Below are 16,005 nucleotides of genomic sequence, written 5' to 3'. Positions count from 1 at the left end.
TTCTGCCGTCCTCGGGCAGAAAATTTGCGATGAACCTGCGACTCTTTTCGCTTAAATGCGGGTGTCACAGTTGGGCGTGTAGGCTGGCGGCGTGACGCGAATTCCCCGCGTTGCGACGTGTTCAGGCCGCGACAAGATTCGCGGCCTTTTTTTAGCTGGGGAAAAGTAGGACTGGCCGCAGCGGAAGGCCGGCCATCAAGGCTTGCAGCGTCTCAGGCAGGACGGCTGGTGCTCGCGAGATGCGGCGGCTGGGACAGCGCGGCGGCTGCCGGAGCCAGCGCAGCGCTCCACACGGGTTGCGCTTCGAACTGGTCGATCTGGAGCAGGAGGCTGTCGACCGTGCACAGTTGCGCGTGGGACAGATGGCCGGAGTCGAGCAACTGATACAGACGCTTGCGCCAGTAGGTGGGCGGCAGAATCGGTCCGCCCAGATCGCCGTGTAAAGACGGCCGCATCACGCGCCCGATATGCGCGATGTCCCGATCGATCAGCGTCGCCTGGGATGAACCCGTCAGCGTAATGAGTGTGCGTTCCATAGCCCCTCCATGGCACCTTTACGGCAGGCGGCGGCGGGACTTTAGGGTTTTTGTTAAATATTTTCACGGCCGTGTACCTCGCGCGCAGGGGATCGACGGTTGCCGCGGGCACACCCGTTGCTCAACACGGATACTGGCGTAATGTCGCGCCGGCATTCCAAATAGTGGAGCCGAACATGAACAAAGACCAGGTGAAGGGTGTGGGCGAGCAGGTCAAGGGCAAGGTCAACGAAGCCGTTGGCAAGGCCACCAACAATCCGGGCAAGGAGCTCAAGGGCGACCTCCAGCAAGGCGCCGGCAAGGTACAAAAGGCCTATGGCGACGCTAAGGAAGACGCCAAGGACCAGGCAAAGCACAACAAGCCCTAATTTGGCTCGCGTTGTCGCTTGACGTAAGGAGGCGCTTCGGCGCCTTTTTTCGTTTTCGCCTGGGAGTAACCCGGGTTCGGCGCCGTGGACGTGCCACACACCGTGCGTCGCCATTAGACTTGGCGCATCCAACAACAAGGAGGCGCCCATGACCCCCGAAAAAGTGCTTTCGATGTTCGAACGGCAGTACCTGGAGGGCAAGGCGCCCGTCGACCTCGAAACCACCTGTGCGAGCTTCGCCAGTTGGCTGGCGGCAACGTGGGAACAACTCGACGGCGAGCAGAAGACGCTGCTGCTGACGGTCGGCGCGGCCTTGTGGCGCGAAGGCTATAACCTGCGCGCCGGCACGTCGACGAAGGATCTGTGGTGAGCCTTGTGGTGTTTCGGTGCCTCAGTGCCTCGGTGCTGAGGTCGGGTGATGCGGTGACGCGGTAGACAAGAGCGGCGCGTGACCCTGTTCGCAACGGGACGTTTTGCGGCGTCCGCGCACGCGTTGTGCTGAGTCGGTTTATATTTGGCGGTCGCGTGTTCGGGTCTTGCTGTTCGGTCTTCCGGCCGAGCGCTGATCCCCGATTCGATTCCGATTTCCAGCCGCTGCTCTCGCACAAGGGTTACCTCACTACCATGACCGATCTTTCCACCTTCCCGATCACGAAGAAATGGCCTGCCGAGCATCCGGACCGGATTCAGCTGTATTCGCTGCCGACGCCCAATGGCGTGAAGGTGTCGATCATGCTCGAAGAGACCGGTCTGCCGTATGAGCCGCATCTCGTGCGTTTCGATACGAACGACCAGATGTCTCCTGAGTTTTTGTCGCTGAATCCGAACAACAAGATTCCGGCGATCATCGATCCGAACGGCCCGGACGGCAAGCCGCTGCCGCTGTTCGAATCCGGCGCGATTCTGATTTACCTGGCGGACAAGTCCGGCAAATTGATCCCGCAGGACGCCGCTGGCCGCTATGAAGCGATCCAGTGGGTCATGTTCCAGATGGGCGGCATCGGGCCGATGTTCGGCCAGGTGGGTTTCTTCCACAAATTCGCCGGCAAGGAATACGAAGACAAACGCCCGCGCGACCGCTACATCGGCGAGTCGAAGCGGCTGCTCGGCGTGCTGGACCGGCAACTCGAAGGACGTGACTGGATTCTTGGCGAGACGTATTCGATCGCCGATATCGCGACCTTCCCGTGGGTGCGCAATCTGATCGGTTTCTACGAAGCCGGGGATCTGGTCGGAATCGACGACTTTCCGAATGTGAAGCGCGTGCTGGCTGCGTTCGTCGCGCGTCCGGCGGTGGCGAAGGGATTGGAGATTCCGAAGCGGCCTGCATGACGCGTATCAGAAAGTACTAGTCGATCCAGGCCTTGCGCGACGCGGTGATGAGTGGGAAGCGGTGAGGTTGCTGACGATGCGGAGGGCTCTGCCAATTGACCATCCTTAACAACGCCCTTCCCCGAGCCATCGTATGCTTGTGAGATAACAAATCGGGGGCGGCATGAGCTATTCACACAACTTTCTCGCAGCCAGCCTGTTCATGGCGATGGCGCTTGCGTGTCTCGCTGCGCTGATGGTTGCCTGATGACCATTCACCACTCGACGCGCAGGAATAGCACCGGGTAGCCGCCCTTCAAACACGACTCAATGGCCATGTCCGCCGTGGCCGCCGCCATGTCCACCGCCATGGCCGCCTTCCCAATGTCCGTGCCCGTAGCCGTGGCCCCAGCCGCCGTGGTGGTAGTCGCCGTGATGGTAACCGCCGCCACCGCCGCCCCAGACATTGATGCTGCCGTAGCCATACGCGGGCGCGTAGTCGGGCCCATAAGCGTATCCGGGATCGGCGTAGCCGTAGCCTGCGGGATATGCGACACAGCCCGACAGCGCGGCCGCCAAACCAACAATTGCCATAAGCCTGAGCATGTTGCACCCCCTTAAAACATCAGATGCGGGGTGCCTGCCGAAGTTCGGCTGGAATTGTGTCCGTAGATTACCTGCGTGCCGGGAACGCTACTTTGAAGGCGACAGACGCACCGCGCCCAGCGTGAGGATGGGATCGTTGTCCTTATTGGCGGCTTTAGCTCGTTTGCAAAAAGCCCCGCAGCGCAACGCATACGGGGCTTTTCTGGGCAAACTTGGGTAACGCTGGGAAGTTATCTGGTCCCCCTGACAGGAATCGAACCTGTATCTAGCGCTTAGGAGGCACTTGTTCTATCCATTGAACTACAGGGAGAGGACCAAACCAAAATAATCGCTGCAATCCCGCCAAACAACAACCTCGGGCCGAGACCGGGCGAGTCCAAATTCGCCAGCGAGCGCAGAGTATATCAAACACGCCCAGCCGGGAGGAGGGCGGCAAAGCCCGTCCCACAAAGCAAACGGCCCAGCGGGCATTACCCGCTGGGCCGCGCGAACCGCCCGGCGCCCTACATCAGGTAGCGCGCCCCGGTTCAATCGAGTTCACTCAGAATTCCACCACCGCGAACTCCGACTTGCTGACATCGCACAGCGGGCAGCGCCAGTCGTCCGCAATCGCGGCGAAGCGCGTGCCCGGGGCGATACCTTCTTCGGGAATGCCTTCTTCTTCGTTGTAGATCCAGCCGCAAATCAGGCAGACCCAGCTCTTATATTCAGTCACTTCAATTACTTCGCTCACGACGTACTCTTCTTTGGTTCAATGCAATGATCCGCTCAGTCTGCCCCTTTTTTGGGCACGGCGGCGACCCGCAATATTACCGGAATTTGACAAGTGGACCGCCGATTACCGATGCGGCGTCGCCGCAAAGCGCCTGAGACGCGTCCGACCAGCGTGACGGGTCCCGTCATACACAGCGTGTATGCTCTGATCCGCAGCTAATCTTTTAGACAGGCGCGTCGGGCGCCTGGCATGTATTGCGACGATCGGCCTCAGGCAACTGGCGCCGCCATCGGCGCCTGCACGGCGCGCACGCCGTCGTTTCCCAACAAGGAGAAAAACGATGTTTAGAAATAAATGGTTGGCCGGCACGGTAATGGCCGGGTTGCTCGCCATATCCGGCGCGGCGCAGGCGGCCGGCGTATCTTTCGTGCAGCCGGCGGACGGCGCGACCGTCACCAATCCGGTCCATGTGGTGTTCGGTGTCGAGGGCATGAAAATCGCGCCGGCCGGCACGATGACGGAAGGCACGGGCCATCATCACCTGCTGATCGACGGCAAGCCGCTTCCCAAGGGCGAAGTGATTCCCGCCACCGACAAATCGCTCCACTTCGGCAAGGGCCAGACCGAAACCGATCTGACGCTGCCGCCGGGCGATCACACGCTGACGCTGCAATTCGGCGACGGCGCGCATCGCTCGTACGGGCCGGAAATGAGCAAGACCATCACGGTGCACGTGAAGTAACCTGCACGCTGATCGGGCCGGGCGGGTGCAAGCACCGTCCGGCCGCGCTTTCCGTTTTGTATCCTGGCTTGAGCACGGCCTGAGCATGGTTTACGCGCGGTCGGATCCTGTCTGCGACAGACGTGCGCACGGTTTATCCCCAGTTTTCAAGCCGGCCATTCGGCCTATCTCTTCCGGCATACAGGCACCCGCCCGCGCGCCCGGTACAATGGGCAGTTCCGACTCATCGCTGTCTTCTCCCAATTCTCCATGTCGCTTTACACCATTACCGGGGCCCAACTGGCGTTCGGTCACGTCGCGTTGCTCGATCACGCGGATTTTTCTCTCGAAGCGGGCGAGCGCGTTGGGCTGATCGGCCGTAACGGCGCGGGCAAGTCGTCGCTGCTGAAGATCGTCGCCGATCTGACCAAGCCTGACGACGGTCTCGTCACGCGCCAGCAGGGTTTGACGAGCGTCTACGTGCCGCAGGAGCCGGAGTTCGATACGGACGACACGGTATTCGACGCGGTCGCCGCCGGCCTCACCCACGCCCGCGCGCTGCTGGATGAATACGACGTGGTCGCCAATCAGCTCGCCGACGAACCGGAAGGTCAGGTTCACGACGAACTGATGTCGCGCATGAACACGCTGCAATCGGCGCTGGACCATGCGGACGCCTGGAACTGGAACACGCGCGTGGCCACCACGCTGCAACAGATCGGTCTGAATGGCGAGGCGCGGGTCGGTTCGCTGTCGGGCGGGATGCAAAAGCGCGTGGCGCTGGCGCGTGCGCTGGTCGTGCAGCCGGACGTGCTGCTGCTCGACGAGCCGACCAACCACCTCGATTTCGACGGCATTCGCTGGCTCGAGGAACTACTGGTCTCGCTGCGCGCAGGCCTGCTCTTCATCACCCACGATCGCGCGTTTCTCGACCGCGTCGCTACCCGCATCGTCGAACTGGATCGCGGGCGTTTGTTGTCGTATCCGGGCAATTTCAGCGCCTACCAGACCAGGAAGGCGCAGCAGCTTGAAGTCGAACAAGTGGAAGCGGCCAAGTTCGACAAGCTGCTGGCGCAGGAAGAAGTGTGGATTCGCAAGGGCGTGGAAGCGCGCCGTACGCGCAGCGTCGGCCGGATCGCGCGGCTCGTGCAAATGCGCAATGACCGCGCCGAGCGCCGCAATGTGCAGGGCAACGTCAAGCTCGACGTGGGCCAGGGCGAGAAATCCGGCAAGATCGTCGCCGAACTGACTGACGTGACCAAGCGCTACGGTTCGCGCACAGTGGTCGACACGTTCACGGCTACGGTCATGCGTGGCGACAAGATCGGCTTCGTCGGTCCGAACGGGGCGGGCAAGACCACGCTGCTGAAGATGATCCTCGGCGAATTGCCACCGGATGAAGGCACGGTGCGCATCGGCACCAATCTGCAGGTCGCGTACTTCGACCAGATGCGCGCGCAACTCGATCTGGACAAGAGTCTCGCGGATACGATCAGCCCAGGCAGCGAGTGGGTCGAGGTCAACGGCCAGAAGAAGCACGTGATGAGCTATCTGGGCGACTTCCTGTTCGCGCCGGAACGCGCGCGTTCACCGGTCAAGTCGCTCTCGGGCGGCGAGCGGAACCGCCTGCTGCTGGCGCGTCTGTTCGCGCGGCCGGCCAACGTGCTGGTGCTCGACGAACCGACCAACGACCTCGACATCCCGACGCTCGAATTGCTCGAAGAACTGCTCACCGAATATGACGGCACCGTGCTGCTGGTCAGCCACGATCGCGCGTTTCTCGACAACGTCGCGACGTCGGTGGTCGCTTCGGAAGGCGGCGGCAAGTGGCGCGAGTATGTCGGCGGCTTTACCGACTGGCAGATTCAACGCGACCGGTCGCAGCAGATGGCGCAGGACGCGCAGAAAGAAGCGGCGAGAGAAGTGGTGGCGTCGAAGGATACCGGCGCGGCCCGCAATACGCAGCGTGCCGTCAAGTTGTCCTTCAAGGACCAGCGCGAACTGGAGGCGCTGCCGGCGAAAATTGCCGCGCTCGAAGCCGAGCAGAAAACCATCGGCGCTCAACTCGAAGACGGTTCGGTGTTCGCGAAAGACGCTCAGGAAGGCACACGTCTGACCGAGCGTTACGCCGCGATCGAAGAGGAATTGCTGATCGCGCTGGAACGCTGGGACGAGCTGGAAAACAAGCGCAAGTGAGGCGCGGGGGCGGCGCGATCCGAGTTTGCGCCGACGCGAGGGCAAGGTCGGAGGACGGGACTGCGCGACGGTCTCATCGCGCTCGCATCACAGGCCACGTGCCAGGCCACATGCAGGCGCTGCCCCTTATCCAAACGGCCAATCCCGCATGTCGTGAATTGCTGCCCGTATCGAAATCAGTAAAATACCCCGCGGACAGGCTTCCCCGGTGTTCGCACCGGCCGGCCGTTGCCGGGCTGGAGAACCGGCGTTGAGCCGCCGTCGAGCGCGCCCAAGGGAAGCCAGGCGATAAAACAGCTTGCCCGCACTGCGGGCACCGCACCTAACCCCGTTGTTTCGTTTCGCTTTTTTTGAAAACTCAACGCATTGTCCACGGACCTGTCCACAGGACCTGTGGACAACGATGAACCGACGCACCCGAGTCAACCATGTCTACGAAAAAGCCAAACGCCGCGTATAGCGAAGCGTCGATCAAGGTGTTGAAGGGCCTGGAGCCGGTCAAGCAACGGCCCGGGATGTACACCCGCACCGAGAATCCGCTGCACATCATTCAGGAAGTTATCGACAACGCGTCGGACGAGGCCCTCGGCGGCCACGGCCGGCAAATCACGGTCACGCTGCACGCGGACCATTCAGTCTCGGTCGAAGACGACGGCCGCGGCATTCCGTTCGGCTTGCATCCGGAAGAAGGCGTGCCGGTCGTCGAGATCGTTTTCACGCGCCTGCACGCGGGCGGCAAGTTCGATAAGGCCGCCGGCGGTGCATACACGTTCTCGGGCGGCCTGCACGGCGTCGGCGTGTCGGTCACCAACGCGCTGTCCACCCGCCTCGACGTCACGGTGTGGCGCGACGGCAAGGTCGCCGAGCTGAGTTTTGCCAACGGCGACGTCGCCAAACAACTCGAAGTCCGCCCCGCAACCAAAGCCGACAAGAAATCCGGCACGCGCGTCACCGCGTGGGCCAATCCGAAATACTTCGATTCGCCAAACCTGCCGTTCGGCGAACTGCAGCGTCTGCTGCGCTCGAAAGCGGTGCTGTTGCCGGGCGTCGAAGTCACGCTGATCAATGAGAAAACCGGCGAGCAGCAAACCTGGAAATACGAAGACGGTTTGCGCGGCTATCTGCTCGAAGGCATGAACGGCAGCGATCTGCTGATTCCGCTGTTCGAAGGCGAGCGCTATGTCGAAAACTCGCGCGCCAGTGAAGAGACGTTTGCCGAAGGCGAAGGTGCCGCGTGGGTCGTCGCGTGGAGCGAAGAAGGCACGCTGATGCGCGAGTCGTACGTCAACCTGATTCCCACACCCGCGGGCGGCACGCACGAATCCGGCTTGCGTGACGGCCTGTTCCAGGCGGTGAAGAACTTTGTCGAGTTGCATAACCTGCAACCGAAGGGCGTGAAGCTGCTGGCGGAAGACGTGTTCGCACGCGTGTCGTTCGTGCTGTCGGCGAAGGTGCTCGATCCGCAATTCCAAGGGCAGATCAAGGAGCGCCTGAATAGCCGCGATGCGGTGAAGCTGGTGTCGTCGTTCTCGCGGCCGGCGTTGGAGCTGTGGCTGAATCAGCACGTCGAGCACGGCAAGAAACTCGCGGATCTCGTCATCAAACAGGCGCAAGCGCGTACGCGTGCCGGTCAGAAGGTCGAGAAGCGCAAGAGTTCGGGCGTCGCCGTGCTGCCGGGCAAGCTGACCGATTGCGAATCGACGGAAATCGGCCGCAATGAACTGTTCCTCGTCGAGGGCGATTCGGCGGGCGGCTCGGCGAAGATGGGCCGCGACAAGGAATACCAGGCGATCCTGCCGCTGCGCGGCAAGGTGCTGAACACGTGGGAAACCGAGCGCGACCGCCTGTTCGCCAACAACGAAGTGCACGACATTTCGGTGGCGATCGGCGTCGATCCGCATAGTCCGGACGACAAGGTCGATCTGTCGAATCTGCGCTACGGCAAGATCTGCATCTTGTCGGATGCTGACGTCGACGGTTCGCACATTCAGGTGCTGTTGCTGACGCTGTTCTTCAAGCATTTCCCGCAGCTGATCGAACGCGGGCATGTGTGCGTGGCGCGTCCGCCGCTGTTCCGGGTCGATGCGCCCGCGCGCGGCAAGAAGCCGGCGCAGAAGCTCTACGCGCTTGACGAAGGCGAACTCGAAGCGATTCTCGACAAGCTGCGCAAGGACGGCGTGCGCGACACGCAGTGGTCGATCAGCCGCTTCAAAGGCCTGGGCGAAATGAGCGCGGAGCAGTTGTGGGACACCACGATGAATCCCGACACGCGGCGCCTGACGCCGGTGGCACTCGGTGAGCTCGACTACGACGCCACGGTGGCGCGTATGACGATGCTGATGGGCAAGGGTGAAGCGGCGTCGCGCCGCAGCTGGCTGGAAGAAAAGGGCAACGAAGTTGAAGCGGATATCTGAGCGCGCTTGAGATAGCGCGCCACCTTCGCACGAAAACTTCACGCCAAACACGGATACGGAATCAAGATGGACGACGATAACACTCTCGACCTTTTCATCGAGCCGCCGCCGCCGGAAGGCGACTTCCTGACGCTCGGCAACTATGCGGAGCGCCAGTACCTCGACTACGCGGTAAGCGTGGTCAAGGGCCGCGCGCTGCCTGACGTATGCGACGGCCAGAAGCCGGTGCAGCGGCGCATCCTGTACGCGATGAACGACATGGGCCTCGGCGACAACGCCAAGCCCGTCAAATCGGCGCGTGTGGTCGGCGACGTGCTGGGTAAGTACCACCCGCACGGCGACCAGTCGGCGTACGACGCATTGGTGCGTCTCGCACAAGACTTCTCGATGCGCTATCCGCTGATCGACGGCCAGGGCAACTTCGGTTCGCGCGACGGTGACGGCGCGGCGGCGATGCGCTACACCGAAGCGCGCCTCACGCCGATTGCGAAGCTGCTGCTCGACGAAATCGACCAGGGCACGGTCGACTTCATGAAGAACTACGACGGCGAGTTCGAAGAGCCGAAGGTGTTGCCCGCGCGTTTGCCGTTCGTGCTGTTGAACGGCGCATCGGGCATCGCGGTGGGGCTGGCCACGGAAATCCCGTCGCACAACCTGCGCGAAGTGGCAGCGGCAGCGGTCGCGATGATCCGCAATCCGAAGATCGAACACGCCGAGTTGATGCAACACATCGCCGGGCCCGATTTCCCCGGCGGCGGCCAGATCATTTCGAGCGACGCCGAGATTTCGGCGGCTTACGAAAGCGGCCGCGGCAGCCTGAAAGTGCGGGCTCGCTGGAAGATCGAAGAGCTCGCGCGCGGCCAGTGGCAACTCGTGATTACCGAACTGCCGCCGAACACGGCGGCGCAGAAGGTGCTCGAGGAAATCGAAGAGCAGACCAATCCGAAGATCAAGCTCGGCAAGAAAACGCTCACGCCCGAACAGTTGCAGACCAAGCAGACCATGCTCGCGCTGCTCGACGCCGTGCGCGACGAGTCGGGCCGGGACTCGCCGGTGCGTTTGGTGTTCGAGCCGAAGTCGAGCCGCATCGATCAGACAGATTTCGTCAACACGTTGCTCGCGCATACGAGCCTCGAATCGAACGCGTCGCTCAATATGGTGATGGTGGGCGGCGATGGCCGGCCGCGTCAGAAGGGCTTGAGCGAAATCATCCACGAGTGGATCGCGTTCCGCTTCGCGACGGTGACGCGCCGCACGCGTTACCGTTTGACGAAGGTCGACGACCGGATTCATATCCTCGAAGGCCGGATGATCGTCTTTTTGAACATCGACGAAGTCATCCGCATCATTCGCGAATCGGACGAACCGAAGGTCGCGTTGATGGCCGCGTTCAGTCTGTCCGATCGCCAGGCCGAAGACATTCTCGAAATCCGCTTGCGTCAGTTGGCGCGGCTCGAGAAGATCAAGATCGAGAAGGAACTGTCCGAGTTGCGCGACGAGAAGGCCAAGCTCGAAGAACTGCTTGGCAACGAGTCCGCGATGAAGCGTCTGCTCATCAAGGAAATCGAAGGCGATGCGAAGCAATACGGCGACGAGCGCCGTACGCTGATCCAGCAGGAAAAGCGCGCCACGTTCGAAGCGCGCGTGGTCGACGAACCGGTTACGGTGGTGGTGTCGCAAAAGGGCTGGGTGCGCGCACTGAAGGGCCACGGTCTGGATGTGGCCGGCTTCACGTTCAAGGCCGGCGACGGCCTCTATGCCGCATTCCAATGCCGCACGCCGGATACGCTGGTTGCATGGGGCAGCAATGGCCGTGTTTATTCGGTGGCGGTCGCGATCCTGCCGGGCGGCCGGGGCGACGGCGTGCCGGTTACGTCGCTGATCGAACTCGAGTCGGGCAGTCATCTGATGCATTACTACGCGGCTTCCGCGGATCAGGCATTGCTGCTTGCGTCGAGCAACGGCTTCGGCTTTGTTGCCAGGGTCGGCGATATGGTGAGCCGCGTGAAGGCCGGCAAGTCGTTCATGACGATCGACGCTGGCGCCGCGCCGCTCGCGCCGATGCCGATGTTGCCGGATGCGACGCACATCGCGTGTCTGTCTTCAGGTGGACGCCTGCTGGTGTTCGGCCTCGACGAGATGAAAACGCTGTCGGGTGGCGGACGCGGCGTCACGCTGATGGCGCTCGACGACAACGAAACGCTGGTGCAGGCGTTGTCCATCAACAAGGCGGGCGTGGTATTGATTGGCACGCGCCGCGGTGGCCGGGTGGATGAGGAGAAGTTGAGCGGCGCCACACTCACGCCGCACGTTGGCAAGCGGGCGCGTAAGGGCCGTGCGCCGGAGAGCAAGATGAAGCTCGAGGGTATGCGTCCGGTGCTGGCGGCTTAACGGCGCTGCATGACGAAGCTGTTGGAAGCTGCATGGAGCACGCAAGGTGTGGCGACGCAAAAGTTGCCTGAGCGTGAAAGGGCAGCAACACGGCGGCTGCCTGAAGCAGGCAAGCGTAGCAACACGGCGCGCGCATCATTCGCAGATGAAGCCCGCGCCGTGCGTCATCAAAAATCGGGGTGCGGCGCCGCCTTCGCATCGGGCGCGCTGCAATAACAACTACAAAGAACGTCAAGACGCCATGAACGCATGGAACTGCACGCATAGCACGCGGTCGAATGCGCTCAATAGCCGCTACTAATATCACTCGTCATAAGCGGCGTGGCGTCGTCGGGAGAGGAAAACAACTATGAACAAAGCTATCGAACTCGCGCTGTTTCTACATCTGCTCGCAGTCGCGGTGTGGGTGGGTGGGATGATATTCGCGCATTTCTGTCTGCGGCCGGCCATTGCCGACCTTTCGCCGCAGCTGCGTCTGCCTTTGTGGGAATCGGTGTTCGGCCGCTTCTTCAATTGGGTCGCCGGCGCCGTGCTCGTCATTCTTCTCACCGGCGGCTTCCTGCTGATGCAATTCGGCGGCGGTCACGCCACCTGGCCGTTGCACGCCATGGCCGGGCTCGGCATCGTGATGATGCTGATCTTCGGGCACATTCGCTTCGCTGTGTTCCCGCGCATTCGCCGTGCGGTCCAGGCGCAGAAGTGGCCGGACGGCGCGCAGGCAGTCGGCACGATCCGGCGCCTGGTGCTGGTGAATATCGTGCTGGGCGTGGTGACGATCGGTGTCGCCGTGCTGTCGCGCGGGTTCTGAGCGCGCGCTATCACGCGCGGGCCGCTACCGCCTACGGCATCGCGCCGTAGGCAAGCCACAACCCACACACAACCGCCACGGTCCCGTACACCGCATACACCGGTACCTTGAGCTTCGCGAAGCACATAGCGGAGAACAACGCGGTCACCAGATAGACCGGCTTGAACGGCACATGCATGCCGATGCGCAACACCGCCACCGCAAGAAAGGCGGTAGTGACCGCGCGCAAGATCCGCATGCCGTGCTCGAAACGCGGATTGGCCTTCAACTGATGCAGATGCCGCTGCGCCATTATCACGAGGCAACCCGACGGCACAAACAGCGCGAGCGTAGCAATCAACGCGCCTGCCCAGCCATCCACCAGATAACCGAAGAACGGCACTACGTTTAACAGCGGTCCCGGTGACAGTGGCGAAAGCGAAAAAGCCAAGGTGAAATCGTTATCCGACACACCGATCGCGGGCGTCACAAACAGCGTCTTGAGCACCGGCAACGCCGAGAAGCCGCCACCGAACAACGTCATGCCCGCACCGGCCAGCCGCGGCCATAGCAGCGCCAGTTCATAGCGATGCGGCAGCGGCAGCGCGAACAACGCCAGCAACACGCCCAGCGCGGCCAGCATGTGCCAGTCGCCTCGCCCAATCGACACGACGATGCGTGTATCGCGAACCGGGCTGACCACCCAACCGGCGCCGAATGCCGCGCCGAGCATCACCACGTAGGCCGCGGGACTGCGCGCATAGAAGAGCGCCACGCAACCGAGCACCGCCGCGATCCATTCGAGTTTGCCGCGCACCAGCGCGCGCGTCTGTTTGTACCAGGTGATCGCGATCAGCGTGGCCAGCACCACGCTGAAGTGATTGAGCAATGTCTGGGAAGCGGCGGCGCGCACGAGCGGCGTGCGGTAGAAGATCGCGAACAGCGTCATCAGCATGAAAAAGGGCAGCACGCTTGCAATGCCCGCCACCCAGGCGCCGGCGCGTCCGCGCAGCGCATGCCCGAGTTGCACGGCGACATTGCAGCCCACCGGCCCGGGCACCATCCAGGCAAGCGCGATCAGATCGGCAAAAGCCACGCGCGAGAGCCGTCCCTCGCGTTCCACGTAGTGGTTTTCAAGTTGCGCCATCAGCGCGAGGCCGCCCCACGACAGCGCCGACAGGCCGACCACGACCCGGAACAGCGTCCATAGCGGCTCCCGTTCTCCTCGTCTGGCGGTATCCTGGCTCGTGATCGTCTGCATGGCGCCGCGGGCCCCGGCACTCGGGCGGCCCGCCCTCTGGGATCATCGGTGTGGGTTGGCGCGGCCGGCGCGCGGCCGCGCGCCGAGTCGTAGTACAGCGTGAATGTAGCCGGTTTTGTGATATCGCGGTTAGATAAGGGGGCGCCCCTTATAGGCTGGTGCGCTTGCACGTGGCACAGGCCCACACACCCACACGCGCCACTGTCGAACCCGCGTTCAGCTATTGGTGCTCGACACGCTGCTGGTGCTGTCGGCGAGGTGCGCGGGACGGTGCCCCTTCATGCCACATACACCGAAGCGTTCGAGGAGCGCGGGAATCGCGTCCACCGGCACCGGACGCGAAAACAGGAACCCCTGCGCTTCGATATGGCCGAGCGCGGCGAGCCACGCAATCTGCTCTTCAGTCTCGGTGCCTTCGACCACGACGGTAAGCCCGAGTGAACGCGCCAGGTTGACGATCGCGGTGACCATCACGCACACACTCCGGTCGCCCGGAATCGCCTGGATAAACGAACGGTCCACCTTCAGTGTGTCGACCGAGAAGCGGTTCAGGTAAGAGAGCGACGAATAGCCGGTGCCGAAGTCGTCGAGCGCGATGCGCACGCCGAGCCGCTTCAACGCGAAGATCTTCTCCGAGACGAGTTCCGGATATTCCATCATCGCCGTCTCGGTGATTTCGAGTTCGAGGCGGCGCGCGGAGATGCCGCTTTCTTCGATCGCGTGCGAGATCGTCTCGTACAGATCGCCACGCCAGAACTGCACCGCGGAGATGTTCACCGCGAGCGACAACGTGTCGTAGCCCTGTTGCTGCCACAACGCCAGTTGACGGCAGGCTGTCTCGATCACGAAGTCGCCGATCGGCACGATCAGGCCGGTCGATTCGGCAACCGGAATGAATTCGTTGGCTGGAATCAAACCGTGTTGCGGATGATTCCAGCGCACCAGGGCTTCGAAACCGGTGATGCAGCGGCGCGTCAGATCGATCTTCGGCTGATAGGCGAGGAACAGTTGCTCTTCGGCGAGCGCGACGCGCAACTGCTGTTCCCACTTCATCAAATGGTCCGCGCGGTGCGATAACTGCGGCGAAAAGAACTGATAGCAATTCTTGCCCGCGTCCTTCGCGCTGTACATCGCGAGGTCGGCCTTTTTCAGCAGGTCGATCTCGCTCTCGTTGGCGACCGAGTAGAGCGCGATGCCGATGCTCGCATGCAGCACGAATGAACTGCCGCGCACTTCGAAGGGCTTCGAGAACGCTTCGGCCGCCGCTTCGGCGAGTGTGACGGCGCGTTTCTCGACGTCGTCGCCCTTGATCACCACGACGAACTCGTCGCCGCCGATGCGGCTCAACGCGCCGGCGTCGCCCACCGCGGTGGCAAGACGCGAGGCCGTCATTTGCAACACGATGTCGCCGGCGTTGTGGCCGAGCGTGTCGTTGACGGTCTTGAAGTTGTCGAGGTCGATGAAGAGAATCGCGAGACGCCCGAGATTGGCCGGCTGCGCGACGTCGTGCCGCAGTGTTTGCAGCGTCGCATAGCGATTGCGCAAACCGGTCAGCAGATCGTACTCGACCAGATGCGTCATCTCGCGCTCGCGCCCGAGCAACTTGCCGATCAAACCGGTGGCCACCGCGAAGAAGCTCAGCATGGCGAGCGAGATGAAGCCCGCCATTAGCAGATAAACGTTACGCGTGTGGTTGTAGTCGGCGAATTCTTCGGCTTGCGACAAACCCACCAGCACGCCGAGCGGATAGCCGTCGATATGCCGGTACGAAACGATGCGCGTGACGTTGTCGATCGAATCGACGTAGGTGCCCGACACATGCTCCGAGGTCGGATACGAACCGCTCGCCGAGAATGTGCCGTTGGCGCTGTCGGTGCTGCCGGTGCGGCGCGCGAGCACCGTGCCGTTGTCCGAGATCACCGCGATCACGCCTTCACGGCCGATAGCCGCATTGTTGTAGAAGTCGCTGGTGAAATAGCTCGGGTCTTCGGAGACCACCACGACGCCCGCGAACGAGCCGTCCGGATGATTCAGACGCCGTGTCATCTGCAAGGTCCAATGGCCGGATATGCGGCCGAGCACCGGCTTGCTGATATACAACTGGTCGTCGTTTTCATGCTCGTGGACCTTGAAGTGTTCGCGGTCCGACAGGTCGATGTGTTTGGGATTGAGTTCGGCCGTATTCGCGATCAGCGTGCCGTGTTCATCGATCAGCGACACCTGCACCAGCGTCTCGCTTTGCACCACGCCTTTTTCTACCGTGCTGGCCAGATCGAAATGATTCGGCGTTTTCTCGAACTCGTATTTGACGAAGCGGGTGATCTGATCGACCTGGTGAATCGCCTTGACCGTGTGCTGCTCCAGCGCCGCTGAGAGAATTGCAGCAGAGGCCGTGGCCTCACGATTTGTCGCTTCTTTCTCAACCGATAGCCGCGCGAAGATCACGGTCCAAAGCAGGATCAGCACCAGCACGCCGAGCGCCGGAATGACGAGCAAGGCACGGCGGCGCGACACGGCGGGATCGCGGGGGAGTTTGGCTTCGCGCAGGTCGGAAAAGCGGAACTGGCTCATCAGGCGGCCCGTTCCCCGGTACCGGCCAGTTGCAACTGCGCGAGTAAGGACTGCGCTAATTTCATGGGTGGCTGCATGGTGACCAAGGTGCCGGAACTGCTGCGCAGGGGAGGGAGCGTGGCGTCGTG

13 protein-coding genes and 1 tRNA gene are annotated in these 16,005 nt (G+C 62.3%); 8 read left to right on the top strand and 6 right to left on the bottom strand.

The features are described 5' to 3' along the window. Positions 1–212 precede the first annotated feature (212 nt). A complete protein-coding gene (locus PQR53_RS11335) occupies positions 213–536 on the bottom strand; it encodes a hypothetical protein (RefSeq protein WP_408453212.1) in 324 nt (107 codons plus the stop codon). A gap of 176 nt (positions 537–712) precedes the next feature. Between PQR53_RS11335 and PQR53_RS11330 the strand changes: the two genes are divergently transcribed. The 3 genes from PQR53_RS11330 (at position 713) to PQR53_RS11320 (ending at position 2,236) form a co-directional block, all read left to right on the top strand. Continuing rightward, positions 713–904, top strand: a complete 192-nt coding sequence (locus tag PQR53_RS11330) for a CsbD family protein (RefSeq protein WP_408453209.1) — start codon at positions 713–715, stop codon at positions 902–904. 148 nt (positions 905–1,052) lie between these two features. After that, positions 1,053–1,274, top strand: coding sequence for a hypothetical protein (locus PQR53_RS11325; RefSeq protein ID WP_408453206.1), 222 nt, complete (start codon positions 1,053–1,055; stop codon positions 1,272–1,274). Positions 1,275–1,528: 254 nt separating this feature from the next. After that, positions 1,529–2,236, top strand: coding sequence for a glutathione S-transferase N-terminal domain-containing protein (locus PQR53_RS11320; RefSeq protein WP_408453203.1), 708 nt, complete (start codon positions 1,529–1,531; stop codon positions 2,234–2,236). A gap of 306 nt (positions 2,237–2,542) precedes the next feature. Here PQR53_RS11320 and PQR53_RS11315 read toward each other — a convergent pair whose 3' ends face one another. The 3 genes from PQR53_RS11315 to PQR53_RS11305 all read right to left on the bottom strand — a co-directional run bounded on the left by PQR53_RS11315 (position 2,543) and on the right by PQR53_RS11305 (position 3,554). Continuing rightward, positions 2,543–2,821: a hypothetical protein gene (locus tag PQR53_RS11315; protein WP_408453201.1), complete on the bottom strand. Its 279-nt coding sequence runs from the start codon at positions 2,819–2,821 to the stop codon at positions 2,543–2,545. Between the two features lie 235 nt (positions 2,822–3,056). After that, a tRNA-Arg gene (locus PQR53_RS11310) sits at positions 3,057–3,131 on the bottom strand. Between the two features lie 231 nt (positions 3,132–3,362). Then, positions 3,363–3,554: a rubredoxin gene (locus tag PQR53_RS11305; RefSeq protein ID WP_408453199.1), complete on the bottom strand. Its 192-nt coding sequence runs from the start codon at positions 3,552–3,554 to the stop codon at positions 3,363–3,365. A 322-nt stretch (positions 3,555–3,876) separates the two neighbouring features. Here PQR53_RS11305 and PQR53_RS11300 point away from each other — a divergent pair, with 322 nt between their 5' ends. From PQR53_RS11300 to PQR53_RS11280, 5 genes are all read left to right on the top strand, one after another. Continuing rightward, positions 3,877–4,278, top strand: coding sequence for a DUF4399 domain-containing protein (locus tag PQR53_RS11300; protein WP_408453197.1), 402 nt, complete (start codon positions 3,877–3,879; stop codon positions 4,276–4,278). A 249-nt stretch (positions 4,279–4,527) separates the two neighbouring features. After that, positions 4,528–6,453: an ATP-binding cassette domain-containing protein gene (locus PQR53_RS11295; RefSeq protein ID WP_408453194.1), complete on the top strand. Its 1,926-nt coding sequence runs from the start codon at positions 4,528–4,530 to the stop codon at positions 6,451–6,453. Positions 6,454–6,881: 428 nt separating this feature from the next. Beyond that, on the top strand, positions 6,882–8,867 hold the full coding sequence (locus PQR53_RS11290) for a DNA topoisomerase IV subunit B (RefSeq protein ID WP_408453192.1): 1,986 nt from the start codon (positions 6,882–6,884) through the stop codon (positions 8,865–8,867). A gap of 66 nt (positions 8,868–8,933) precedes the next feature. Further along, positions 8,934–11,258 carry a DNA topoisomerase IV subunit A gene (gene parC, locus PQR53_RS11285; protein ID WP_408453189.1) on the top strand — a complete coding sequence of 775 codons (2,325 nt, stop codon included), beginning with the start codon at positions 8,934–8,936 and terminating at the stop codon, positions 11,256–11,258. Positions 11,259–11,607: 349 nt separating this feature from the next. Then, positions 11,608–12,066, top strand: a complete 459-nt coding sequence (locus PQR53_RS11280; protein WP_179737026.1) for a CopD family protein — start codon at positions 11,608–11,610, stop codon at positions 12,064–12,066. Positions 12,067–12,097: 31 nt separating this feature from the next. On the opposite strand, the gene PQR53_RS11275 is transcribed toward PQR53_RS11280, so the two are convergent. Then, a complete protein-coding gene (locus PQR53_RS11275) occupies positions 12,098–13,306 on the bottom strand; it encodes a chromate transporter (RefSeq protein ID WP_408453185.1) in 1,209 nt (402 codons plus the stop codon). Positions 13,307–13,522: 216 nt separating this feature from the next. After that, on the bottom strand, positions 13,523–15,877 hold the full coding sequence (locus tag PQR53_RS11270; protein WP_408453182.1) for a bifunctional diguanylate cyclase/phosphodiesterase: 2,355 nt from the start codon (positions 15,875–15,877) through the stop codon (positions 13,523–13,525). Positions 15,878–16,005 lie beyond the last annotated feature (128 nt).

Origin of the sequence: Paraburkholderia fungorum, from assembly GCF_046027605.1 — a bacterium.
Classification (GTDB): domain Bacteria; phylum Pseudomonadota; class Gammaproteobacteria; order Burkholderiales; family Burkholderiaceae; genus Paraburkholderia; species Paraburkholderia fungorum_F.
Note: the sequence above shows the minus strand (reverse complement) of the source record. Positions and strands in the feature narration are given on the sequence as shown.